Origin of the sequence: Cupriavidus basilensis, from assembly GCF_000876015.1 — a bacterium.
Classification (GTDB): Bacteria; Pseudomonadota; Gammaproteobacteria; order Burkholderiales; family Burkholderiaceae; genus Cupriavidus; species Cupriavidus basilensis_B.
The window spans coordinates 16,307-39,838 of the sequence record NZ_BBQM01000034.1 but is presented as its reverse complement, the minus strand read 5'-3'; the positions used below and the strand labels follow the sequence as shown (position 1 = coordinate 39,838).

The window sequence follows — 23,532 nt, the reverse complement described above, 5'->3', positions numbered from 1 at the left end:
CGGGCTAGGTATGGCAAAAGACGACGTCATCCAGATGCAGGGGGAGGTCCTGGAAAACCTTCCCAATGCGACGTTCCGAGTCAAACTGGAGAATGGCCACGTAGTGCTGGGCCACATCTCCGGGAAGATGAGAATGAACTACATCCGGATTCTTCCGGGTGACAAGGTGACGGTTGAGCTGACTCCATATGATCTGTCACGCGCGCGTATCGTCTTTCGGACGAAGTGAAGCGAACAGGAATTGAAGGAAGAGGAAAATCATGAAAGTGCTGGCTTCTGTTAAGCGCATTTGCCGCAACTGCAAAATCATCAAGCGCAACGGTGTCGTGCGCGTGATCTGCTCGTCGGATCCCCGCCACAAGCAACGCCAAGGCTAATCGTAAAGAGGATTGACGAATGGCACGTATCGCAGGGGTTAACATCCCGAACCACAAGCATACCGAGATCGGCCTGACGGCTATTTACGGTATCGGCCGCTCGCGCGCCCGCAAGATTTGCGAGGCCACCGGCGTTCCGTTTGACAAGAAGGTCAAGGACCTGACCGACGCCGACCTGGAAAAGCTTCGTGACGAAGTCGGCAAGGCCACGGTCGAGGGTGACCTGCGTCGTGAAACCACGATGAACATCAAGCGTCTGATGGACCTTGGTTGCTATCGTGGCGTCCGTCACCGCAGGGGCCTCCCGATGCGCGGTCAGCGCACCCGCACCAACGCCCGTACCCGCAAGGGTCCGCGTAAGGCCGGCGTGGCTCTGAAGAAGTAAAGCCGAAGGCAGAGGAAGAAACTAATGGCAAAAGGTCCGAACAACGCCGCCCAGCGCGCGCGTAAGAAGGTCAAGAAGAACGTTGCCGACGGCATTGCGCACGTCCACGCTTCGTTCAACAACACCATCATCACGATCACCGACCGTCAGGGCAATGCCCTGGCGTGGGCGACCTCGGGTGGCCAGGGCTTCAAGGGTTCGCGCAAGTCGACCCCGTTCGCAGCCCAGGTCGCAGCCGAGAACGCCGGCCGCGTGGCGCAAGACCAGGGCATCAAGAACCTGGACGTGCGCATCAAGGGCCCCGGCCCTGGCCGTGAATCCGCTGTCCGCGCGCTGAACGCGCTGGGCATCAAGATCTCGGTGATCGAAGACGTGACGCCGGTGCCGCACAACGGCTGCCGTCCGCCGAAGCGCCGCCGCATCTGAGCGACGCCGTCGTACCCGGATAGCCGGCGGGGTTTTCCTGCCGGTGTTCCGGTGTGGTACTATCGTACGTTCACCTGCTGCATCAGCTTTGCGGCAGGTTTTCGTTTTGCGCCTTGCGTTTGTCGGATCGAAGCCTTGTTCCGCGGCCCGGCGCAGCCAGTCATGCTTTTGCGCGCACCCTGCGGGGCGTGCGCTGGATAAGCCCACCGTCCGCCACTCGGCGCCCCGCAAGGGCGGAGCAGGCGGACTCGCGGCGCGTACAGAAGGCGCCGCGATCGATCAGGAAGGAAGATAAAGTGGCACGTTATATCGGCCCGAAGGCCAAACTCTCCCGCCGTGAAGGTACCGACCTGTTCCTGAAGAGCGCACGCCGCTCGCTTGCCGACAAGTGCAAGCTGGACAGCAAGCCGGGCCAGCACGGCCGCACCTCCGGTGCACGCACCTCCGACTACGGCAACCAGCTGCGTGAAAAGCAGAAGGTCAAGCGCATCTACGGCGTGCTCGAGCGCCAGTTCCGCCGCTACTTCGCCGAAGCCGACCGCCGCAAGGGCAACACCGGCGAGAAGCTGCTGCAACTGCTGGAATCGCGCCTGGACAACGTCGTCTACCGCATGGGCTTCGGCTCGACCCGCGCCGAAGCGCGCCAGCTGGTCTCGCACAAGGCGATCCTGCTGAACGGCCAGGCCCTGAACGTGCCGTCGGCACAGGTCAAGGCCGGTGACGTCATCACCATCCGCGAGCAGTCGAAGAAGCAAGTCCGCATCGCCGAGGCCCTGTCGCTGGCCGAGCAGTCGGGTTTCCCGCAATGGGTCAGCGTTGACGCGAAGAAGTTCGAAGGCACGTTCAAGCAAGTGCCGGACCGCGCCGATATCTCGGGTGACATCAACGAAAGCCTGATCGTCGAATTGTATTCGCGCTAATCGCTCGAATCTGTCCGACACCATCGAACGGTCAGGGGCTTGCGTTTCCCGTCAAGCTTCACTTTCAGCCCGACGCGCTGCCGCGCGCCGGGCTTATTGCCCATCGTACGATGGGATTTTCAGGTTCCATACGTCAGCCTTATCGGTGTAACGAGCCGAGGGTATTGAAAAGGACAACCTAATGCAAACAGCACTCCTCAAGCCTAAAATCATCGCCGTAGAGCCGCTGGGCGACCACCACGCCAAGGTCGTGATGGAGCCGTTCGAGCGTGGCTACGGCCATACGCTCGGTAACGCCCTGCGTCGCGTGCTGCTGTCGTCGATGGTCGGCTACGCCCCGACCGAAGTCACGATCGCTGGGGTGGTCCACGAGTACTCCACCATCGATGGCGTGCAGGAAGACGTGGTCAACCTGCTGCTCAATCTGAAGGGCGTGGTCTTCAAGCTGCACAACCGCGACGAAGTCACGGTGTCGCTGCGCAAGGAAGGCGAAGGCGTGGTCACGGCTGCCGACATCGAGCTGCCGCACGACGTCGAGATCATCAACCCCGGCCACGTGATCGCTCACCTGTCGGCCGGCGGCAAGCTCGACATGCAGATCAAGGTCGAGCAGGGCCGCGGCTACGTGCCGGGCAACGTGCGCAAGTTCGGCGACGAATCGGGCAAGGTCATCGGCCGCATCGTGCTGGACGCCTCGTTCTCGCCGGTGCGCCGCGTGTCGTACGCGGTGGAATCGGCCCGCGTCGAGCAGCGTACCGACCTCGACAAGCTGGTCATGAACATCGAGACCGACGGCGTGATCTCGCCCGAGGAAGCGATCCGCCAGTCGGCCCGCATCCTGGTCGACCAGCTGTCCGTGTTCGCCGCGCTGGAAGGCACCGAGTCGTCGGCGGAAGCCGCCTCGAGCCGCACGCCGCAGATCGACCCGATCCTGCTGCGCCCGGTCGACGACCTGGAGCTGACGGTGCGCTCGGCCAACTGCCTGAAGGCCGAGAACATCTACTACATCGGCGACCTGATCCAGCGTACCGAGAACGAGCTGCTGAAGACCCCGAACCTGGGTCGCAAGTCGCTCAACGAAATCAAGGAAGTGCTGGCTTCGCGCGGCCTGACCCTTGGCATGAAGCTCGAGAACTGGCCGCCCGCAGGCCTCGAGAAGTAATGTCGCTGCGTGCCGCGCGGGGCTGGTCCCCGCGCGGCGCGCGGCGATTCCGGCAGCCGGCATGTGCCGGCCGCTTCAACCGACTACCGGCCCGCGCCGAACCGGGGAATGTCCCGGCCAAGCGATAGAAGAGCTGGTCAAACATTGCAATAAAGGAATCATCATGCGTCACCGTCATGGTTTGCGGAAACTGAACCGCACCTCGTCGCACCGTCTCGCGATGCTGCGCAACATGTCCAACTCGCTGTTCCAGCACGAGCTGATCAAGACCACCCTGCCCAAGGCCAAGGAACTGCGCAAGGTCGTCGAGCCCCTCATCACGCTGGCCAAGAAGGACACCGTTGCCAACCGCCGCCTGGCCTTCGCCCGCCTGCGCGACCGCGACATCGTCACCAAGCTGTTCACCGAACTGGGCCCGCGCTACAACGCCCGTCCGGGTGGCTACACGCGTATCCTGAAGTTCGGCTTCCGCCAGGGCGACAATGCGCCGATGGCGCTGGTCGAGCTGGTCGACCGTCCGGAAATCACCGAAGCCCCGGCCGAAGAAGCCGCGGAATAAGGTCGATGCCGTCCCGCCGCCGCGACCATCGGTCCCGGCGGCAGGCGCGGACACCGCTTACAATCGAGCCAGGCTGATGCCTGGCTCTTTTGTTTTGCGGAGCCGCGTGGCGAGTGAGAGACGAGCGATGAGCGACGGCGAGATGGGCGGAACGGGCGGGACCGGCGATCCGGGCGATCCGGGCGCGGCGGACGATCCGGGCCGGACGATGCTGCTGGTGATGACGGCGCTGCCCGATGCCGAGGCCGCCGCGCGCGTGGCGCGCGCCGTGCTCGCCTCGCGCCTGGCGGCCTGCGTGAACCGGCTCGCGCCGTGCGAGTCGGAATACTGGTGGCGCGGCCAGCTCGAGACCGCCAGCGAATGGCCGCTGCTGATCAAGACCACGCGCGACCGCTACGCCGCGCTGGAAGCGGCGATCCGCCAGGCCCATCCCTACGAGGTGCCGGAGATCGTCGCGCTGCCCGTGGCGGCGGGCTTCGCGCCCTACCTCGCCTGGGTGGCCGCGGAAACGCGCCCGGCCGCAGGCGGGGACACACAGGCGTAGCAACGGCCGGCCGCGGCGGCGATGCCCGCGGCGGTCGGATGAACCAACGATTTTCAAGGACAGAGCATGGGTTTCGCAGTGGCGTCGGGCGCGTTTGGCCACCGGTTCGCGGTGGTGCGGCAAAGTGCCGCGGCGCGTTTCCTGGTAGCGCTGTCGGCGGCGCTGCTGGCCGTGCTTTGCCTCTGCCTCGGCGGCACCGCGCATGCCGCGAGCGAGGACGATTTCCTGCCGCCCGAGCAGGCCTTCCGCTTTGCCGCGCGCCAGCTGGACCCGCAGACCGTCGAGGTCCGCTTCTACGTGGCCGACGGCTACTACCTCTACCGCGACCGCTTCGCGTTCGCCGCGCAGCCGGCCTCGGTCAGGCTCGGCACGCCGGTCTTTCCGCCCGGCAAGGTCAAGTTCGACGAGACCTTCGGCAAGGAGATGGAGACCTATCACGGTGGCGTGACCATCCGCGTGCCGGTCGCGTCGCTGCCCGCCGACGGCAAGTGGTCGCTGGCGGTGACTTCGCAGGGCTGCGCCGACAAGGGCCTGTGCTACCCGCCGCAGGAGCACGTCTTCAAGGTCGGCGGCGGCATGCTGGACGGCCTGTTCGGCAAGCGCGCCAGGCCCGAGTCCAGCCCCGCGGGCGCCGCCGCGCAGGCGGAAGGCGCGGGTGGCGTCGACAGTGCCGACAGTGCCGGCGCCGCGCCGGCCGCTCCGGCTCCCGCCGCGCGCCTGGCGGCCGCGGTGGATGAGAACGACCGCATCGCCGGCGCGCTGGCCAGCCGCAACCTCGGCCTGGTCGCCGCGCTGTTCTTCGGCCTCGGCCTGCTGTTGACCTTCACGCCGTGCGTGCTGCCGATGGTGCCCATCCTGTCTTCCATCGTGGTGGGCGAGCACGTCACGCGCGGCCGCGCGCTGCTGGTGTCGCTGTCCTACGTGCTCGGCATGGCGGTGGTCTACACCGGCGTCGGCGTGGCCGCCGGCCTGCTTGGCGAAGGCCTGTCGGCGGCGTTGCAGGCGCCCTGGGTGCTGGCGCTGTTCGCCGCGCTGATGGTGGCCCTGTCGCTCTCCATGTTCGGCCTGTACGAGCTGCAGTTGCCGCAGCACTGGCAGGCCCGCCTGACCGAATCGTCCAATCGCCGCCAGGGCGGGCAACTGGTGGGCGCCGCGGTCATGGGCGCGATCTCCGCGCTGATCGTCGGCCCCTGCGTGACGGCGCCGCTGGCGGGCGCGCTGGCCTATATCGCGCGCACCGGCGACGCCGTCACCGGCGGTGGCGCGCTGTTCGCGATGGCGCTCGGTATGGGCGTGCCGCTGGTGCTGGTGGGCGTGGGCGCGGGCAACCTGCTGCCGCGCGCCGGCCGCTGGATGGAGATGACCAAGCGCTTCTTCGGTTTCCTGCTGCTGGGCGTGGCGCTATGGATGGTCAGCCCGGTGCTGCCGGCCTGGGCCCTGATGACGGGCTGGGCCGCGCTGCTGCTGGTGGGCGCGGTGTTCCTGAGCGCCTTCGACGCGCTCGGCCCGGATCCGCACGGGCTGGCCCGCGTGGGCAAGGGCCTTGGCCTGCTGGCCGCGCTGGCCGCCGCCATCCTGCTGCTGGGGCTGGCCTCGGGCGGCCGCGATCCGCTGCAGCCGCTGGCGCACCTGGCGGCGCTGCGGGCGGTTCCGGAGGCCACCGCCGGCCGGCTGCCCGAGGTGCGCTTCGAGCGCGTGCGCTCGCTGGCCGAACTCGACGCGCGCGTGGCGCGGGCCGCCGCTGCCGGCCAGCCGGTGCTGCTGGATTTCTACGCGGACTGGTGCGTGAGCTGCAAGGAGATGGAGCGCTTCACGTTCAGCGACGAGCGCGTGCGCGCGCGCCTGTCCGGCGTGGTGATGCTGCAGGCCGACGTCACCCGCAACAATGCCGACGACCGCGCGCTGCTCAAGCGTTTCGGCCTGTTTGGCCCGCCCGGCATCATCCTGTACGGCGCCGACGGGCGCGAGCGGCCGGTGCGCGTGATCGGCTACCAGCCGGCCGCGCGCTTTCTCGACAGCCTGTCGCGCGCGTTCGGCGCCAACGCCAGCGCCTGAGCCGGCGCGGATCCGGATCCGGTACGGGCCGGGAGCGGTTCAGTTCTGCTCCAGCCGCCGCCCCAGCGCCCACACCACGCCCAGCACCACCACCACCGCGCCCATCAGCCCCAGCGACCACCAGAAGCCCTGCGGCTCGCGCAGCCACGGCATGCGCTCGAAGTTCATGCCGAAGATGCCGGTGATCAGGGTCAGCGGCATGAACAGCGCGGTGATCAGCGTCAGCGTGCGCATGGTGCGGTTGGTGCGGTGCGCCACCGCCGAGAAATGGATCTGCACCGCGGATTCGATCGAGTCCTCGAGCCGGCGCGCGTGCGCGAGCACGCGCGAGATGTGCTCCATCACGTCGTTGATGCGCACCAGCAGCGCATCGTCGCGGCCGGCCGGGCCGGACTGTCCCTCGCTTTCGATGCTGTAGCTGTTGTCGAGCAGGCTGTCGCGGAATTCCTGCAGCGCGTCGTGCTGCTCCTCGCACAGATGCTCGAGCCGGCGCAGCTCGATGCGCGCGTCGAGCAGTCCTTCCCAGCTGGAGAAACTGCGGCGCGTGCTGAGCAGCGCGCGCTGCCAGCGGTCGAGCTGGCGCGTGAGCGGCGCGCGCAGCTCCAGGTAGCGGTCCACCATCGCGTTGAGCAGCCGCAGCATCAGGTCCTCGGGGCGCGTCGGCGGGCGGATGCCGTGCACCAGCGCGGCCTGCCCGTTGGCGCGCGCCTTGCCGGCCGGCTGCGGGCGCGGCTCGCGGCATAGCTCGAGCAGCCGCTGGCGCACCTGGTCGAGCGTGCGCGACTGCGCCGGCCGCACCGTCAGCAGCACGTTGTCGAACACGAAGCAGGTGACCGGCTGGGTGTCGATGCGCGCGAGTGCTGGCAGGAAGCCCGGCGGGTAGCGGCGCGGCTTGGCCGCGGCCGGCCGGGCGGCCGTGGTGGCGAGCGTTGTCGCCGCGTTGGCCGCCGGCCCTACCGGTGGCGTCGGTGCATTCGGCATGGCCGGTGCCGCCGCGTTCGCCGGCGCCGGCTCGCCGCCGGCCTCGGCGATCAGCCGGCTGGTCTCGAAGGTGAGCTTGCGGAAGACCACCATGTCGTAGGCATGGGTCGTGTCGAAATACGACGGATGCGACGGGTTGGTGGCGTCGAGCAGATGCAGGTCCAGCACCGGCGCGCCGGTCAGCACCTGCACGCTGTCGCGCCACGCGGCCGGCGCCGCGCCGACTTCCTCGATCGGCGTGTCGACCCACACGAAGCGCGCCGCCGCGTTGCCGGCGAGGAAGTCGCGCGCCTCGTCGAGCGAGGCGAGCTGGTGGACCTGGCTGGCGGAGAAGCCTAGCAGTTGCATCCGTGCCGGTTCAGCGCGTGAGCAGGCGGGCCGCGTCGCGCGCGAAGTAGGTCAGGATGCCGTCGGCGCCAGCGCGGCGGAAGGCCAGCAGCGACTCCATCATGACCTTGTCGTGGTCCAGCCAGCCGTTCTGCGCGGCGGCCTTGAGCATCGCGTACTCGCCGCTGACCTGGTAGACGTAGGTCGGGAAGCGGAATTCGTCCTTCACGCGGCGCACGATGTCCAGGTACGGCATGCCGGGCTTGACCATCACCATGTCGGCGCCTTCCATGATGTCCTGCGCCACTTCGCGCAGGGCCTCGTCGGTATTGGCCGGGTCCATCTGGTAGGTCATCTTGTTGCCCTTGCCCAGGTTGGCCGCCGAGCCCACCGCGTCGCGGAAGGGGCCGTAGAACGCCGACGCGTACTTGGCCGAGTAGGCCATGATGCGGGTGTGGATGTGGGCGTCGTTCTCGAGCGCGGCGCGCACCGCGCCGATGCGGCCGTCCATCATGTCGGACGGCGCCACGATGTCCACGCCGGCCTCGGCCTGCGTGAGCGCCTGCCTGACCAGGATCTCGACGGTGATGTCGTTGATCACGTAGCCGTTGTCGTCGAGCACGCCGTCCTGGCCGTGGCTGGTGTACGGGTCCAGCGCCACGTCGGTGAGCACGCCCAGTTCGGGGAAGCGGTCCTTGAGCGCGCGCACGGCGCGCGGGATCAGGCCTTCGGCATTGGTGGCCTCGATGCCGTCCGGCGTCTTGAGCGACGGGTCGATCACCGGGAACAGCGCGATCACCGGAATGCCCAGCTTCACGCAATCCTCCGCCACCGGCAGCAGCAGGTCCACCGAGACGCGCTCCACGCCCGGCATGGACGCCACGCTCTGGCGCTGGTTGTGGCCGTCGAGGATGAACACCGGGTAGATCAGGTTGTCCGGCGACAGGCGGTTTTCGCGCATCAGCCGGCGCGAGAAATCATCGCGGCGCATGCGGCGCGGACGGTACTCGGGGAAAGTGGACATGGCTTGAGGTGAGGGAGTCGGGAGAAAAAATCGGGACCGGTCGGCAGGAGATGGGCGGAGATGGCGCAGAGGCTGGACATGGCCGCCGCCAGCCGCGATGTGGCGCGCGCGTGATCGGGCAGGCTGCCGGGCAAGAAAAACTAAACTTTTGATCGTGCCCGCTATCATACTCGCGGACACCCTGTGTTGCGCTTGCGCGATGCAGCGTCCCCCGCTACTCCTCCCTGAGCGGGTACCCGCCCTCAACCGGCGGGAAAGTTCGCCCCCGTTGCTTGCAACGGGGTTTTTTTTGCGCAGCGCCGGGTACGCGGCGGCGGGTATTCCGTGGCTATTCCGCGGCCGGGTCCGGCGCGCCTTCGGCCGGTGCCGGTTCGGTTCCCGGCCCGGTCTCCGGTTCCGTTCCCGGCGCCGCCGCCGGCTGCGCCTCGGGCAGTCCCATCCAGCCGGCCACCACGCGCTGCGCTTCCTCGATGCCGCGCCGCTTGAGGCTGGAGAACAACTGCGCCGTCAGCGCCACCGGCGTGTCGAGCTGCCCGGCGTAGCCGGCCAGGATCTTGCGCGTCTCGCGCAGGGCCAGGGCGTTCTCGCTGTTGGTCAGCTTGTCGGCCTTGGTCAGCAGCACGTGGATGGGCCGGCCGGTCGGCAGGAACCACTCCACCATCTGGCAATCGAGGTCGGTAAACGGGCGGCGCGCGTCCATCATCAGCACCAGGCCGGCGAGCTGCGTGCGGGTCTGCACGTAGTCGCTGAGCAACCCCTGCCAGTGGAACTTGGCCGAGCCCGAGACCTGCGCGTAGCCGTAGCCGGGCAGGTCGACCAGGAAGGCCAGCGGGTCCGGCGCCTTGACCGGCGCCACCGCGAAATAGTTGATGTGCTGGGTGCGGCCCGGCGTGCGCGAGGAGAAGGCCAGCCGCTTCTGGTTGCACAGCACGTTGATGGCGGTCGATTTGCCGGCGTTGGAGCGGCCGGCGAAGGCCACTTCCGGCACCGCCGTGGCGGGCAGGTCGCGCAGGTGGTTGACGGTGACGAAGAAGCGGGCCTGGTGTAGGAGGGACATGCGCGTGGGCAATGAGGCGGGGCGGCGGCGGCGCGCGCGAGATTGGCGCTGCCGGCGCGGTCGCGCCGAAGTGAGTAAGGCGGGCGGCACTTGGGCCACCGGGTTGGCCGGGGGTGGCGTCGGGCCGCGTCGCAGCGCGCACATCCTCTATCCGGCACACGATTTATTGTACAATAACGCGGTTAACGGCCTCCCGATTGCGTGACGCGTGACATCCTTGGCACGCTTCATTGCGCATGGGGGAAGCCTTGCGTGTCCGTTCCATCGTGGTAGCGCGGCCTGCGGTTCCGGCCTCGTTGCGGCGGCGCCAAGAACCCGGTGCCGGCACAGCGGGGCAAGTCGGCACCGGAAGTCCGCTACCTGGATATTCGCACGGTCCGCCGCATCCGCACGATTCGTTTCGATGCCATTTCGATTCCGTTCTGCGTGGGCGCGGCGCCATCCGGGTTGCGTCTGGGCGTTGTCGGTTCAGGCGGCCGGGTGGCCGTCGTGATGAATTTCCGATGTCAAAGTCCCGGCCCTGCGCGTCCTCACCGCAGGCAAGAGGCTGAGCGGCATGCTCCGTGGAATTCAAAACAATCAGAGAAGGTGTGCGAATGAACCGCATTGCGAAACTTCTGGCTGTCATGGCGCTGGGCCTGCCTGCAACCGCCATGACGGGTCTGGCATCTGCAGCCGAGCAGCCCGCCGCGAAGGCCGATCCGGCCAAGGGCGAGACGCTGTACACGCAAGGTGCGCCCGATCGCAATGTGCCCGCCTGCCTGAGCTGCCACGGCGACGGCGGCAACAGCGGCGCCGCCGTCAATCCCAAGCTGGCCGCCCAGCATCCCGAATACGTCCACAAGCAGCTCGACGACTTCAAGGCCAAGACCCGCAGCAACGCCATCATGTCGCCGTACGCGGCGGCGCTGTCCGAGCAGGAAATGAAGGACGTCGGCGCCTACCTGGCCAAGCAGTCGCTGAAGCCGGCCACCGCCAAGAACAAGGACACCATCGAGGCCGGCCAGAAGATCTACCGCGGCGGCATCGCGGCCAAGGGCGTGCCGGCCTGCGCGGCCTGCCACGGCCCCACCGGCGCCGGCATTCCCGCGCAGTACCCGCGCATCGGCGGCCAGTGGTCCGAGTACACCGAGGCACAGCTGGTCGCATTCCGCCAGGGCACCCGCAAGAACAACACCGTGATGACCACGATCGCCGCCAAGATGTCGGACGCCGAGATCAAGGCCGTCGCCGACTACGTCGCCGGTGTGCGTTGAGGGGTAGAGGCGGAAACCCTGGCGTCGTTGCGCGGCGTGCCGCGCCTGATGTACTGTCGCCAGGCTTCTGCCTGAAACCACCTCCCAAAGTCGTTCCGCGCCGGCGCAACCAAGCAGCCCGGCGGCAATCGAAGAGGGTGGCCTGCGCGAGCATGCCCACCCTCTTTTTATTTGATGGCCCCGGGCCACACCGCACATGTCGACCGCTTCCACGTCAGGACTGCACCTGAAGACCTCCCACCGCCTGCTGCGCGACACGGTGGAGCTGCTGTCCTCGATGCGTTTCGCCATCACGCTGCTGACCGTGATCGCCATCGCCAGCGTGATCGGCACGGTCCTCAAGCAGAACGAGCCGTACCCCAACTACGTCAACCAGTTCGGGCCGTTCTGGGCCGACCTGTTCCACACGCTGTCGCTGCAGAAGGTCTACGGCTCCTGGTGGTTCCTGCTGATCCTGGCCTTCCTGGTGGTCTCCACCTCGCTGTGCCTGACGCGCAACGCGCCCCGCATGATCACCGACATGCGCTCGTGGAAGGACCACGTGCGCGAGCGCAGCCTGCGTGCCTTCCACCACCGCGCCGAGTTCGACGCCGGCCGGCCGCGCGCCGACGCGGTGGCGCGCCTCGCCGCGCTGCTGTCCAACCGCGGCTACCGCGTCAAGGCGGTGCCGCACGAGGGCGCCACGCTGCTGGCGGCCAAGGCCGGCTCGGCCAACAAGCTCGGCTACATCCTCGCGCACACCGCCATCGTGGTGATCTGCATCGGCGGCCTGCTCGACGGCGACATGCTGATCCGCGCGCAGATGTGGTTCGGCGGCAAGACGCCGATCAGCGGCAACGCCGTGATCACCGACATTCCGCCGCAGCACCGCCTGTCGGCGGGCAATCCGGGCTTCCGCGGCAACGCCTTCGTGCCGGAAGGCGCGACCGTGTCCACCGCCATCCTCAACATCGCCGACGGCGCGCTGGTGCAGGACCTGCCGTTTACCATCACGCTCAAGAAGTTCACCGTCGAGCACTACTCGACCGGCATGCCCAAGCTGTTCGCCTCCGACGTGATCATCACCGACCGCGCCACCGGCCGCCGCACCGAGGCCACCGTCAAGGTCAACGAGCCGCTGGTGGTGGACGGCGTGGCGATCTACCAGTCGAGCTTCGAGGACGGCGGCTCCCGGCTGAAATTCGTCGGCTACCCGATGCAGGGCGGCAGCGGCAAGACCTTCGCCTTCGCCGGCACGGTGGGCGCCAACACGCCGCTGGCCGGCACCGGCAGCGCCGCCGACGCCGACGGCCTGACGGTGGAGTTCAGCGATTTCCGCCCGATGAACATCGAGAACGTCACCGACGCCTCCGGCAAGCCCGACGCGCGCGGCGTGGCGCACAAGTCGTTCAACGAGAAGCTCGAGTCGCACCTCGGCTCGGCGGTCAACCCGGACCGCGCCAAGGAACTGCGCAACGTGGGCCCGTCGGTGCAGTACAAGCTGCGCGACCGCAACGGCCAGGCGCGCGAATTCAACAACTACATGGTGCCGGTGCAGCTCGACGGCCAGACCGTGTTCCTGGCCGGCATGCGCGATTCGCCCAGCGAGCCGTTCCGCTACCTGCGCATTCCCGCCGACGAGCAGAACAGCGTGGCGGACTGGATGCGCCTGCGCGCCGCGCTGCAGGACCGCGCGCTGCGCGGCGAGGCGGCGCGCCGCTTCGCGCTGGTGTCGATGCCCGGCGCCGAGCGCGAGATCCTGCGCGGCCAGCTTGCCGAAAGCGCGCTGCGCGCGCTCGACCTGTTCGCCGGCGCCACGCGCAGCAGCCCGCAGGCGCCGCCGGGCGGCTTCACCGCGATCGCCGCGTTCCTCGAGAAATCGGTGCCGCAGGCCGAGCAGCAGAAGGCGGCCGACGTCCTGCTGAAGATCCTCAACGGCTCGATGTGGGAACTGTGGCAACTGGCGCGCGCGCGCGACAACCTGCCGGTGGTGCCGAATAGTGCGCAGAGCGGCGCTTTCATCCAGCAGGCCGTCAACGCGCTGTCCGACAGTTTTTTCTACACGGCGCCGGTTTTCCTGCAACTGGATGACTTCACCGAGGTCAAGGCCAGCGTGTTCCAGATGACTCGTGCGCCTGGAAAGAACATCGTGTATCTTGGCTGTCTGCTGCTGGTGCTGGGCGTGTTTTCCATGTTCTACATCCGCGAGCGCCGCGTCTGGCTGTGGGTCAAGGACCCGGCGGGCGATGGCGCCGATGGCGCCGATAGCACCGATGGTGGCGGGAATGTGCAGGGCGCCGCCAGCCACGTGCTGATGGCCATGTCCACGCAGCGCCGCACGCTGGACTTCGAGAAGGAGTTTGCCGCGCTGCGCGACGATGTCGGCCGCGCCGCCGGCATCGTCGCGCTGCGCGGCACGGACGGCGAAAACGGTAACAGCAGCAGCAACGACAGCAGCAACGGCAACAAGCGCGACACAAGCGAAGAGAACAATAAGAGCGACGACAACGGTACGAGCGATGCAGGCAGCGCGGGCGGCACCACCGATGCCTCCCCGGGCACGCCGGCCGCGCATTGAACGAGGCCGCCCCCGCAATCAAGCAGGAATCACTATGTCTTCGAATGTGAATCAGGCCAGGACGGCCATGCCGGCGAGCACGGCCGCCCGCGCCAGCGCCGGCATCCCCGCCGGCGACCAGGCTTACCTGGAGCCGTCGTTTCTGCGCCGCCTGGGCTGGACCGACTGGCTGTTCGCGCTGCTGCTGGCGCTGGGCGCGGGCTTCGCGCTCGCGCGCTACGGCGAGTGGATGAACGTCTATGACAAGGGCGTGCTGATCGCCGCGGTGCCGACCTTCGCGCTGCTGGGCTGGCACTGGAAGCCGCTGCGGCTGCTGATGGTGGCGCTGGCGGTGCTGGCGCTGTTTGCCATCCAGCTCTACCACGGCCAGCTGGCGCGCGCCGAGCAGGCCTTCTTCCTCAAGTATTTCCTGTCGAGCCAGTCGGCCATCCTGTGGATGAGCGCGCTGGTGTTCCTGTCCACGCTGTTCTACTGGGGCGGCCTGCTGGCGCGCGCCGAGACCGGCATGCAGATCGGCAGCAAGATGGTGTGGGCGGCGGTGGTGCTGGGCTTCACCGGCATGCTGGTGCGCTGGTACGAGTCGTACCTGATCGGCGCCGACATCGGCCACATTCCCATCTCCAACCTGTACGAAGTGTTCGTGCTGTTCACGCTGATCACCTCGCTGTTTTACCTGTACTACGAAAGCCACTACGGCACGCGCGCGCTCGGACCGTTCGTGATGCTGGTGGTGTCGGCCGCGGTCGGCTTCCTGCTCTGGTACACGGTCAGCCGCGACGCCAGCGAGATCCAGCCGCTGGTGCCCGCGCTGCAAAGCTGGTGGATGAAGATCCACGTGCCGGCCAACTTCATCGGCTACGGCACCTTCGCGCTGGCCGCGATGGTGTCGTCGGCCTACCTGCTCAAGCAGCGCGGCATCCTGGCCGACCGCCTGCCCTCGCTCGAGGTGCTCGACGATGTGATGTACAAGGCGATCGCGGTCGGTTTCGCCTTCTTCACCATCGCCACCATCCTTGGCGCGCTGTGGGCGGCCGAGGCCTGGGGCGGCTACTGGAGTTGGGACCCGAAGGAAACCTGGGCGCTGATCGTCTGGCTCAACTACGCGGCGTGGCTGCACATGCGCCTGATGAAGGGCCTGCGCGGCACCGTGGCGGCCTGGTGGGCGCTGGTCGGGCTGCTCGTGACCACCTTCGCCTTCCTCGGCGTGAACATGTTCCTGTCCGGCCTGCACAGCTACGGCGAACTCTGACGCCGGGGGGCCGCCGCCGCGGCGCCGCCAGGAAGACCCGCCGTCCGACCGGCGGGTTTTTTTTCGCCCGCATGGAATAAACACGTCACATCCGGTGTTTACTGGAGGGACGGCGCCGGCTGGCGGCGCCGACCCGCATGGAGACACCCATCATGGTCCGTTCCCGCCTTTTTGCAGTACCTGCCCTGACTTCGCTGTCGCGTCCCGCCGCGCTCGCCTTCGCCTGCTCCGCCGTGCTGCTGTCCGCCTGCTCGGGCATGGGTGGCATTGGCGGGGCCGGCAACATGCCGCCCACGGTGAAGGTCGCCAACGGCGCGCTGACCGATCCGCAAGGCCTGACGCTCTACACCTTCGACCGCGACAGCGGCGACAAGAGCGCGTGCAACGGCGGCTGCGCCACCAACTGGCCGCCGCTGCTGGCGTCGCCGGGCACCAGCGCGATGGGCAGCTACACCATCATCACGCGCGACGACGGCGCCAAGCAGTGGGCCTACCGCGGCAAGCCGCTGTACCGCTTCGCCAAGGACGCCAAGCCGGGCGACCGCGCTGGCGACAACATCAACAACGTCTGGCACGTCGCCACGCCCTGAGCGCGGCGCGCGCAGCCCGGGGCCGTGGACGGCTTCGACCGCCAACTGGTGGCGCTGGCGCCGCGTCTGCGGCGCCATGCGCGTGGCCTGACCGGCGATGCGGCATCGGCCGACGACCTGGTGCAGGACACGCTCGAGCGCGCCCTGCGCTACCGCTGGCGCTTCCGCCTGCGCGCGGGTGCCTGGTGGGGTGACGGCGCCGACGGGCTGCTGTCCTGGCTGCTGACCATGATGCACAGGCTGCGCATCAATGCCTACCGGCGAGCCGACCTCGTGACCTTTGCCGACACCCTGCCCGACGTACCCAGCGCTGCGCCCGGCCCGGCCCTCCGGCTCGACCTGGCGCGCGCGCTGGCCCAGTTGCCCGAGGCCCAGCGCGCGGTGCTGCTGCTGGTCGGCCTGGAGCAGTTCACCTATGCCGAGGCGGCGCAGGTGCTGGGCGTGCCGGCCGGCACCGTGATGTCGCGGCTGGCGCGCGCGCGCGAACGGATGCGCGAACTGATGGACGGCGCCGCGCCGGCCGCCGGCATCGCCGCAGGCAGTGGCCCCGGCACCGGGGCAGGCGGCCCCGGACTGCAGCGAGTCAAATGATGCCGCCGATCAGCGAATCCGATCTCCATGCCTACGCCGACGGCCGGCTCGATCCGTCCCGCCGCGCCGAGGTCGAGGCGTTCCTGGCGGCCCACCCGGAGGCTGCCGGGCGCGTCGGCGCCTGGCGCCGCCAGGCGCAAGAACTGCACGCCGCGCTCGACGGCGTGCTCAACGAGGCGGTGCCGCTGCGCGCGTTGCCGCCGCGCCTGCAAGGCCGTGCCGCCGGGCCGGCCGCGCGCGCGGCCGGCTGGCGCATGGCGCTGGCCGCCAGCATGGCCTCGCTGGTGGCCGGCGGCGCGGCCGGCTGGCTCGCCCACGGCCACGCGGACGACCTCGCCGCGCGCGCGCCGTCGGCCGAGCGCTTCGCGCGCGAGGCGCTGGCCAGCCACGTGGTCTACGCGCCGGAAGTGCGCCATCCGGTGGAAGTGGCGGCCTCGGACGAGGCGCACCTGGTGGCCTGGCTGTCCAAGCGCCTGGGCGCGCCGCTGCGCGTGCCCGACCTGCGGGCCGAGGGCTACCGCCTGATCGGCGGGCGCCTGGGCGTGGCCGAGGGCGGCCCGTCGGCCATGCTCATGTACGAGGCCGACAACGGCAGCCGCGTCTCGCTGCAACTGCGGCACATGGCGCCCGGCACGGCGGACGCGGCTTTCCGGCTCGAGCGCCTGCCCGGCAATGCCGGCGGCGCCGGTGCCGCCGCGGCCTTCTACTGGGTGGACCGCGACCTCGGCTTCGCGCTGGCCGGGCCGCTCGAGCGCGCGGCGCTGCTGGCGCTGGCGCAGGCGGTCTACCGCCAGTACCAGGACGGCTGAGACGGTGGCGGGGCCGCCGCCGCGATGCCGAAAAAGATGTCACGATTCGCCGGCACCAGGCGAGCGCGCGCGCGGTCCAACCGGACAGGCGCGCCGGGCGCCGGCCGGCGCGCGCGAACCTGCATGCAACAAGGAATGCCAACGATGCTGATCCCTTCCCCCAAATGGCTGCGCGGCGGCGACATCGCCGCCAGCGAGATCACGCCGCGCAGTGTCTTCGAATCGCGCCGCCGCCTGATGGCGCTGGCCGCGGCCGGCGCCGCCGGGAGCACCCTGGCGCCCTGGTTCGCGCGCAGCGCGCTGGCGCAGGCGCCGCGCGGCCGGAAGCTCGCGGCCGCGCCCAACAACGCCTACGTGGTGCCGGAAAAGCGCACGCCCTACGAGGACGTCACCACCTACAACAACTTCTACGAGTTCGGCACCGACAAGTCCGACCCGGCGCACAACGCCGGCACGCTGCGCACGCGGCCGTGGCAGGTTGCCGTCGAGGGGCTGGTGAAGAAGCCCAGGGTCTACGACATCGACGAGCTGCTGCGCCTGATGCCGCAGGAAGAGCGCGTCTACCGCATGCGCTGCGTGGAAGGCTGGTCGATGGTGATCCCGTGGAGCGGCTATTCGCTGGCCGAGCTGATCCGCCGTGTCGAGCCGCAGTCCGGCGCCAAGTACGTGGAATTCGTCACCCTCGCCGACAAGAAGCAGATGCCCGGGCTGGGCAGCCGCGTGCTGGACTGGCCGTACACCGAGGGCCTGCGCATGGACGAGGCCATGCATCCGCTGACCCTGCTGGCCTTCGGCCTGTACGGCGAGGTGCTGCCCAACCAGAACGGCGCGCCGGTGCGCGTGGTGGTGCCGTGGAAGTACGGCTTCAAGAGCGCCAAGTCCATCGTCAGGATCCGCTTCGTCGACCAGCAGCCCAGCACCAGCTGGAACCTGGCCGCGGCGCAGGAATACGGCTTCTATTCCAACGTCAACCCGGACGTGGACCACCCGCGCTGGAGCCAGGCCACCGAGCGCCGCATCGGCGAGGACAAGAGCGGCGGCGGCTTCAGCGCGCTGTTCGCGCCCAAGCGCAAGACGCTGCCGTTCAACGGCTACGCGCCGCAGGTGGCGTCGCTGTACCAGGGCATGGACCTGAGGAAGTTCTTCTGATGGCGCGGCCGGACCTGTCGCCGCCGCGCGCCGGGGCGGGCAGCGGGCGCGCCGCGCGGCCCGCGCCGGCGGGCCTGGCCACGCTGGCGCCGGGGCGCGTGCGCATCATCAAGGCGCTGGTGTGGGTGCTGGCGCTGCTGCCGTTCCTGCGGCTGCTCGCGCTGGGCTTCGCCGGCGAGTTCGGCGCCAACCCGCTGGAGTTCGTCACGCGCTCGACCGGCACCTGGACGCTGGTGATGCTGTGCGCCACGCTGGCGGTGACGCCGCTGCGCCGGCTCACCGGATGGCACTGGCTCGCGCGCCTGCGGCGCATGCTGGGCCTGTTCGCCTTCTTCTATGCGTTGCAGCACTTCCTGCTGTGGCTCGCGGTGGACCGTGGCTTCGACGTGGCCTACATGGTCAAGGACATCGCCAAGCGGCCGTTCATCACGGTGGGGTTTGCCGCGTTCGCGCTGATGGTGCCGCTGGCGGCGACCTCGACCAGCGCGATGGTCCGCCGGCTGGGCGGCCGGCGCTGGCAATGGCTGCATCGCGCCATCTACGCCATCGCCGTGCTGGGGATCCTGCACTACTGGTGGCACAAGGCGGGCAAGCACGATTTCGGCACGGTCTCGGCCTATGCCGCGGTGGTGTTCGTGCTGCTGGCGGCGCGCGCGTGGTGGTGGTGGCGCAAGCCCGCGCCGCAGGCGGCGCGGCGCTGAGCTTTTCTTCGGGATTGCGGCAATGCCGATCTCGCGGTGCGCGCCGCGCGGCGCGCACGCGCGCTTCAGCCTTGCAGCAGGCGCTCGTCGCGGAACAGGTCTTCCACGCGCTCGCGGCCGCGCACCAGGTGCACGTCGTCGCCGTCGACCATCACTTCGGCCGCGCGCGGGCGGGTGTTGTAGTTGGAGCTCATGACGAAGCCGTAGGCGCCGGCCGACATCACGGCCAGCAGGTCGCCCGGCTGCACCGACAGCGCGCGGTCGCGGCCGAGCCAGTCGCCCGATTCGCACACCGGGCCGACCACGTCGTAGGTCAGCGGCGCGGCCTCGCCGGCCTCGCGCAGCTGCACCGGCTCGATGCGGTGGTAGGCCTCGTACATGGCGGGGCGCGCCAGGTCGTTCATGGCCGCGTCGACGATGCAGAAATTCTTGGCCGCGCCGGGCTTGAGGAATTCCACCTGCGTGAGCAGCACGCCGGCGTTGCCCACCAGCGAGCGGCCCGGCTCGAACAGCACCTCGCGGTGGCCGTGGCCGCGCTCGGCCACGCGGTCGAGCAGCGTGCGGGCGAAGCCGGTGATGTCCGGCGGGGTCTCGTCGTCGTAGGTGATGCCCAGGCCGCCGCCCACGTCGATGTGCTCGAGCTTGATGCCTTCGCGCTCGAGCGCTTCCACCACGTCCAGCACCTTGTCCAGCGCTTCCAGGTAGGGCGCGACCTCGGTGATCTGCGAGCCGATGTGGCAGTCGATGCCGGCCACTTCCAGGTGCGGCAGCGCGGCCGCGGCGCGGTAGGTCGGCAGCACGTCCTCGAAGGCCACGCCGAACTTGTTGCCCTTCAGGCCGGTGGAGATGTACGGATGGGTCTTGGCGTCCACGTCCGGGTTGATGCGCAGCGACACGCGCGCGCGCTTGCCCAGGCGGCCGGCCACCGCGTTCAGGCGGTCCAGCTCGGGGATCGACTCGACGTTGAACGACAGCACGTCGTGCGCCAGCGCCAGCTCCATCTCGGCGACGGTCTTGCCCACGCCCGAGAACACCACCTTGCGCGGATCGCCGCCCACGGCCAGCACGCGCTGCAGCTCGCCGCCGGAGACGATGTCGAAGCCCGCGCCGAGCTGCGCGAAGACCTGCAGCACGGCCAGGTTGGAATTGGCCTTCATGGCGTACTGCACGCGCGCGCGGCGGCCCTGGCACGCCGCGGCGTAGGCCTGGTAGGCGGCGCTCAGCGCGGCGCGCGAGTAGACGTAGGTGGGGGTGCCGTATTCGGCGGCGATGCGCGCCAGCGGCACGTGCTCGACGGCGAGCGCGCCGTCGTGGCGATGGAAAAAGGCGGTCATGATGACTTGGCGGTGGGGGTGGCGGCCGGGGCGGCTTCGTCCGCGGGGGCGGCCGGAGCCGTCCTGGCGGCGGGATTCGGCACGTTCGGGTTGCCCAGGCCGGGGTCCGGCACGGCCGGCCTGGCCGGCGCGGCCGGCGGCCGGGGCATCGTCAGCGGGCCGCGGATGCCGCATCCCGACAGCAGGGGTATCGCAAGGCTGGCGGCAATCGCCGATACAATCGCAACACGACGCAACATCGGGTCGTCCTAGAAGAGTTGTCCGGCCCGTTTCCGCGGCAAGGCGGCGGAACGGCGGGACCAACGAAAAACGAAACTGGATCGAAACTGGATTCAACACGCCGCGGCCGGCGCGCGATGCGCCGCTGCCCGGGCGGTCTCGGAGTTTAGCATGCCCCCCATGAGTGAAAGCGAGTTCCTGGCCCTGGCCCAGCAAGAGCTGGACCGGCTCGAGAGCGCGGTGGAAACGGCCGCCGACGCGGCCGACGCCGATATCGAAATCAACCGCGCCGGCAACCTGATCGAGCTGGAATTCGAGGACGGCTCCAAGATCATCGTCAACAGCCAGGCGCCGATGCAGGAGCTGTGGGTGGCGGCGCGCGCGGGCGGCTTCCATTTCCGCCACGACGGCCGGCAGTGGCTGGATACGCGCGGCGGCGGCGAGCTGTACGCGGCGCTGTCGGGCTACATGAGCCAGCAGGCCGGGGTGGCGCTGAAGCTGGGCTGAACCGAACCGGGGCCGGGCGCGCTTTCGCGCGGCCGGCATCGCGCGCCGGCATCGCGCCGAACGCCGGCGCGCGCGACGAATCGCGCGCGGGCGGCGCTCAGGCCCCGCCGCCGAACATCTCCAGGATCCGCTTCTTCTCGCCTTCGATGTCGGCCGGCGACTGCGTGCTCTCGTCCGGCTTGCCCGGCCACGGGTCGCCCAGCCCCACCGAGGCCACGCCGGCGCCGCCGGCATTCTCCTCGAAGGTCCAGTCGCCGGCCACCATCACCACGCCCTCGGGCGCCTGGCGCTCCGGTATCTCGGGCACGCCCTTGAGCATCTTGCTCATGTAGCCGACCCAGATCGGCAGGGCCAGGCCGCCGCCGGTCTCGCGCACGCCCAGGCTCTTGGGCTGGTCGTAGCCCATCCAGGCGATCGCCACCAGCTTGGGCGTATAGCCGGCGAACCAGGCGTCCACGGCGTCGTTGGTGGTGCCGGTCTTGCCGGCCAGGTCGTTGCGGCCCAGGCGCTGCTTGGCGCTGTTGGCGGTGCCGGTGCGCACCACGTCGCGCAGCATGCTGTCGGCGATGAACGCCGTGCGCGCGTCGAGCACGCGCACGGCGTCCTCGCCGGCGCGCTGCGGCCGGGTTTCCGAGATCACGTTGCCGCGCGCGTCCACCACCTTCTCGATCAGGTAGGGATTGATGCGGTAGCCGCCGTTGGCGAACACCGAGTACGCGCCGGCCATCTGCAGCGGCGTCACGCTGCCCGCGCCCAGCGCCATCGGCAGGTAGGCGGGGTGCTTGTCGGCGTCGAAGCCGAAGCGCGTGATGTAGTCCTGGGCGTACTGCGTGCCGATCGCGCGCAGGATGCGCACCGACACCAGGTTCTTGGACTTGGCCAGCGCGCGGCGCATGGTCATCGGGCCTTCGAACTTGCCGTCGTAGTTCTTCGGCTCCCACACCTGGCCGCCGTTGTCGGCGATCGAGATCGGCGCGTCGTTGATCACCGTGGCGGGCGAGAAGCCTTTCTCCAGCGCCGCCGAGTAGATGAACGGCTTGAAGCTCGAGCCGGGCTGGCGCCACGCCTGCGTCACGTGGTTGAACTTGTTGCGGTTGAAGTCGAAGCCGCCCACCATCGAGCGGATCTCGCCGTTCTCGGGGCTCAGCGAGATGAAGGCCGCCGACACTTCCGGCAGCTGCGTGACCGACCACGCGCCCTTTTCGTCCTGCGTCACGCGGATGATCGCGCCGGGCCGGATCCTGGCCTTGGGCTGCGCGTTGGCCGCCAGCGACGGCGCGATGAAGCGCAGCGCCTGGCCCTCGATGCTGGCGACCTCGCCCGACAGCAGCGTGGCCGTGACCTGCTTGGCCGACACGCTGGTGACGACCGCCGAGCGCAGGTCGTCGCTGCCCGGGTGCTCGAGCAGCGCGTCGTCGATGGCCTGCTCGCGCTCGTCGGGGTTGGCCGGCAGGTCGATGAAGGCCTCGGGGCCGCGGTAGCCGTGGCGGCGCTCGTAGTTCATGATGCCCGAGCGCACCGCCTCGTAGGCGGCGTCCTGGTCGGTCTTGTTGAGCGTGGTGTAGACGGTCAGGCCGCGCGTGTAGGTTTCCTCGCGGTATTGCGCGTACATCAGCTGCCGCACGATCTCGGCGACGTACTCGGCGTGCGTGGAGAACTCGTTGCCCTCGCCGCGCACCTTCAGTTCTTCGTGGATGGCCTGCTCGTACTGTTCCGGCGTCAGGTAGCGCAGGTCGCGCATGCGCTGCAGGATGTATTCCTGGCGCACCTTGGCGCGCTTGGGGTTGACCACCGGGTTGTAGGCCGACGGCGCCTTGGGCAGGCCGGCCAGCATGGCGGCCTCGGCCGGCGTCACGTCCTTGATCGACTTGCCGAAGTACACGCGCGCCGCGCTGGCGAAGCCGTAGGCGCGCTGCCCCAGGTAGATCTGGTTCATGTACAGCTCGAGGATCTGGTCCTTCGAGAGGTTGGCCTCGATCTTGTAGGCCAGCAGCATTTCGTACAGCTTGCGGGTGTAGGTCTTCTCGCTCGAGAGGAAGAAGTTGCGCGCCACCTGCATGGTGATGGTGGACGCGCCCTGCGACAGGCCGCCGTGCAGGTTGGCCATGCCGGCGCGCAGCACGCCGACGAAGTCCACGCCGCCGTGCTCGTAGAAGCGGTCGTCCTCGATGGCCAGCACCGCTTTCTTCATCACGTCCGGGATCTCGGCGATCGGCACGAAGTTGCGGCGCTCCTCGCCGAACTCGCCGATCAGCACGTTGTCGGCGGTGTAGATGCGCAGCGGGATCTTGGGCCGGTAGTCGGTGATGGTGTCGAGCGAAGGCAGGTTCGGGGCAGCCACCAGCAGCGCGTACCCGACCAGCAGCGCCACCGCCACGATGCCGGCCGCCAGCAGGCCCAGCGCCCAGAAGGTCAGCCGCATCCAGAGCGGGCGGCGGGCGGGCAGGGACGGCTTCGGTTGTGCTGTGGCCATATGGGAACTACCGAGTTAGGGGTGCCCGGATTATATCTCCCGGGATCGGGCGCTCCGGCCGCCTTGTGGCGTGAACGCCGCTATCTGGCTGTTACAAGATGTAATCATGTTGAGATCTGCATGAAACGGAAAGAGGGGTCCGGCGCGGCGGCCGCTGGTGTACCGTGGGATTTTGACAACGCTTTGAGTAAGGCGTCTGCGAAAAGCAACCGTGGTCAAACCGGCACATTGCCAGCACACCACGTTTTTGTGAGAATCCACCAACTAAAAGAGCAAAACG

General features: G+C 69.0%; 24 protein-coding genes. 18 read left to right on the top strand and 6 right to left on the bottom strand.

The features are described from left to right. The first annotated feature begins 10 nt into the window (after nt 1–10). The 9 genes from infA to dsbD all read left to right on the top strand — a co-directional run bounded on the left by infA (nt 11) and on the right by dsbD (nt 6,428). Complete coding sequence (infA, locus tag KF708C_RS32985) at nt 11–229, top strand: translation initiation factor IF-1 (protein WP_010812378.1); 219 nt, start codon at nt 11–13, stop codon at nt 227–229. 31 nt (nt 230–260) lie between these two features. Beyond that, nucleotides 261–377 (top strand): 50S ribosomal protein L36, encoded by a 117-nt coding sequence (rpmJ, locus tag KF708C_RS35265; RefSeq protein ID WP_008642959.1) that lies wholly within the window; start codon nt 261–263, stop codon nt 375–377. Between the two features lie 19 nt (nt 378–396). Further along, nucleotides 397–762 (top strand): 30S ribosomal protein S13, encoded by a 366-nt coding sequence (gene rpsM, locus KF708C_RS32980; protein ID WP_020203842.1) that lies wholly within the window; start codon nt 397–399, stop codon nt 760–762. Nucleotides 763–786: 24 nt separating this feature from the next. Continuing rightward, nucleotides 787–1,188, top strand: a complete 402-nt coding sequence (gene rpsK, locus KF708C_RS32975; RefSeq protein ID WP_017225223.1) for a 30S ribosomal protein S11 — start codon at nt 787–789, stop codon at nt 1,186–1,188. A gap of 296 nt (nt 1,189–1,484) precedes the next feature. After that, complete coding sequence (gene rpsD, locus KF708C_RS32970; RefSeq protein ID WP_020203841.1) at nt 1,485–2,108, top strand: 30S ribosomal protein S4; 624 nt, start codon at nt 1,485–1,487, stop codon at nt 2,106–2,108. A gap of 181 nt (nt 2,109–2,289) precedes the next feature. After that, complete coding sequence (locus KF708C_RS32965; protein WP_017225222.1) at nt 2,290–3,270, top strand: DNA-directed RNA polymerase subunit alpha; 981 nt, start codon at nt 2,290–2,292, stop codon at nt 3,268–3,270. 163 nt (nt 3,271–3,433) lie between these two features. Next, nucleotides 3,434–3,829 (top strand): 50S ribosomal protein L17, encoded by a 396-nt coding sequence (gene rplQ / locus KF708C_RS32960; protein WP_029043791.1) that lies wholly within the window; start codon nt 3,434–3,436, stop codon nt 3,827–3,829. Nucleotides 3,830–4,037: 208 nt separating this feature from the next. Continuing rightward, nucleotides 4,038–4,373 (top strand): divalent-cation tolerance protein CutA, encoded by a 336-nt coding sequence (cutA, locus tag KF708C_RS32955; protein ID WP_043366869.1) that lies wholly within the window; start codon nt 4,038–4,040, stop codon nt 4,371–4,373. A 66-nt stretch (nt 4,374–4,439) separates the two neighbouring features. After that, nucleotides 4,440–6,428, top strand: a complete 1,989-nt coding sequence (dsbD, locus tag KF708C_RS32950) for a protein-disulfide reductase DsbD (protein ID WP_082080206.1) — start codon at nt 4,440–4,442, stop codon at nt 6,426–6,428. A 39-nt stretch (nt 6,429–6,467) separates the two neighbouring features. Here dsbD and KF708C_RS32945 read toward each other — a convergent pair whose 3' ends face one another. The 3 genes from KF708C_RS32945 to yihA all read right to left on the bottom strand — a co-directional run bounded on the left by KF708C_RS32945 (nt 6,468) and on the right by yihA (nt 9,817). Beyond that, on the bottom strand, nt 6,468–7,757 hold the full coding sequence (locus KF708C_RS32945) for a magnesium transporter CorA family protein (protein ID WP_059416013.1): 1,290 nt from the start codon (nt 7,755–7,757) through the stop codon (nt 6,468–6,470). A gap of 10 nt (nt 7,758–7,767) precedes the next feature. Beyond that, nucleotides 7,768–8,760: a porphobilinogen synthase gene (hemB, locus tag KF708C_RS32940; protein WP_029043789.1), complete on the bottom strand. Its 993-nt coding sequence runs from the start codon at nt 8,758–8,760 to the stop codon at nt 7,768–7,770. Nucleotides 8,761–9,088: 328 nt separating this feature from the next. After that, entirely contained in the window at nt 9,089–9,817 is a 729-nt protein-coding gene (gene yihA, locus KF708C_RS32935) for a ribosome biogenesis GTP-binding protein YihA/YsxC (protein WP_020203834.1), read from the bottom strand. Nucleotides 9,818–10,413: 596 nt separating this feature from the next. On the opposite strand from yihA, the gene KF708C_RS32930 reads away from it, so the two are divergent. The 8 genes from KF708C_RS32930 to msrQ all read left to right on the top strand — a co-directional run bounded on the left by KF708C_RS32930 (nt 10,414) and on the right by msrQ (nt 18,719). After that, entirely contained in the window at nt 10,414–11,073 is a 660-nt protein-coding gene (locus tag KF708C_RS32930) for a c-type cytochrome (protein WP_029043788.1), read from the top strand. Between the two features lie 196 nt (nt 11,074–11,269). Next, nucleotides 11,270–13,630 carry a cytochrome c biogenesis protein ResB gene (locus tag KF708C_RS32925; RefSeq protein ID WP_059416012.1) on the top strand — a complete coding sequence of 787 codons (2,361 nt, stop codon included), beginning with the start codon at nt 11,270–11,272 and terminating at the stop codon, nt 13,628–13,630. Nucleotides 13,631–13,697: 67 nt separating this feature from the next. Then, nucleotides 13,698–14,879 (top strand): c-type cytochrome biogenesis protein CcsB, encoded by a 1,182-nt coding sequence (ccsB, locus tag KF708C_RS32920; RefSeq protein ID WP_059416035.1) that lies wholly within the window; start codon nt 13,698–13,700, stop codon nt 14,877–14,879. 152 nt (nt 14,880–15,031) lie between these two features. Continuing rightward, nucleotides 15,032–15,469, top strand: a complete 438-nt coding sequence (locus KF708C_RS32915; RefSeq protein ID WP_020203830.1) for a COG4315 family predicted lipoprotein — start codon at nt 15,032–15,034, stop codon at nt 15,467–15,469. A gap of 24 nt (nt 15,470–15,493) precedes the next feature. Beyond that, nucleotides 15,494–16,060 carry an RNA polymerase sigma factor gene (locus KF708C_RS32910; protein WP_059416010.1) on the top strand — a complete coding sequence of 189 codons (567 nt, stop codon included), beginning with the start codon at nt 15,494–15,496 and terminating at the stop codon, nt 16,058–16,060. After that, on the top strand, nt 16,057–16,869 hold the full coding sequence (locus KF708C_RS32905; RefSeq protein WP_059416008.1) for an anti-sigma factor family protein: 813 nt from the start codon (nt 16,057–16,059) through the stop codon (nt 16,867–16,869). The genes KF708C_RS32910 and KF708C_RS32905 overlap by 4 nt, the downstream gene beginning before the upstream one ends. Before the next feature lie 144 nt (nt 16,870–17,013). After that, on the top strand, nt 17,014–18,018 hold the full coding sequence (gene msrP, locus KF708C_RS32900) for a protein-methionine-sulfoxide reductase catalytic subunit MsrP (protein WP_059416006.1): 1,005 nt from the start codon (nt 17,014–17,016) through the stop codon (nt 18,016–18,018). Next, entirely contained in the window at nt 18,018–18,719 is a 702-nt protein-coding gene (gene msrQ / locus KF708C_RS32895; RefSeq protein ID WP_082080204.1) for a protein-methionine-sulfoxide reductase heme-binding subunit MsrQ, read from the top strand. The genes msrP and msrQ overlap by 1 nt, the downstream gene beginning before the upstream one ends. A 65-nt stretch (nt 18,720–18,784) precedes the next feature. Here msrQ and lysA read toward each other — a convergent pair whose 3' ends face one another. Continuing rightward, complete coding sequence (lysA, locus tag KF708C_RS32890) at nt 18,785–20,053, bottom strand: diaminopimelate decarboxylase (protein ID WP_059416004.1); 1,269 nt, start codon at nt 20,051–20,053, stop codon at nt 18,785–18,787. Next, on the bottom strand, nt 20,050–20,292 hold the full coding sequence (lptM, locus tag KF708C_RS37130; RefSeq protein ID WP_081651438.1) for an LPS translocon maturation chaperone LptM: 243 nt from the start codon (nt 20,290–20,292) through the stop codon (nt 20,050–20,052). The genes lysA and lptM overlap by 4 nt, the downstream gene beginning before the upstream one ends. 151 nt (nt 20,293–20,443) lie before the next feature. Between lptM and cyaY the strand changes: the two genes are divergently transcribed. After that, on the top strand, nt 20,444–20,779 hold the full coding sequence (gene cyaY / locus KF708C_RS32880; protein ID WP_029043786.1) for an iron donor protein CyaY: 336 nt from the start codon (nt 20,444–20,446) through the stop codon (nt 20,777–20,779). A 97-nt stretch (nt 20,780–20,876) separates the two neighbouring features. Here cyaY and KF708C_RS32875 read toward each other — a convergent pair whose 3' ends face one another. Further along, nucleotides 20,877–23,252 carry a penicillin-binding protein 1A gene (locus KF708C_RS32875; protein WP_082080202.1) on the bottom strand — a complete coding sequence of 792 codons (2,376 nt, stop codon included), beginning with the start codon at nt 23,250–23,252 and terminating at the stop codon, nt 20,877–20,879. Nucleotides 23,253–23,532: the final 280 nt, after the last annotated feature.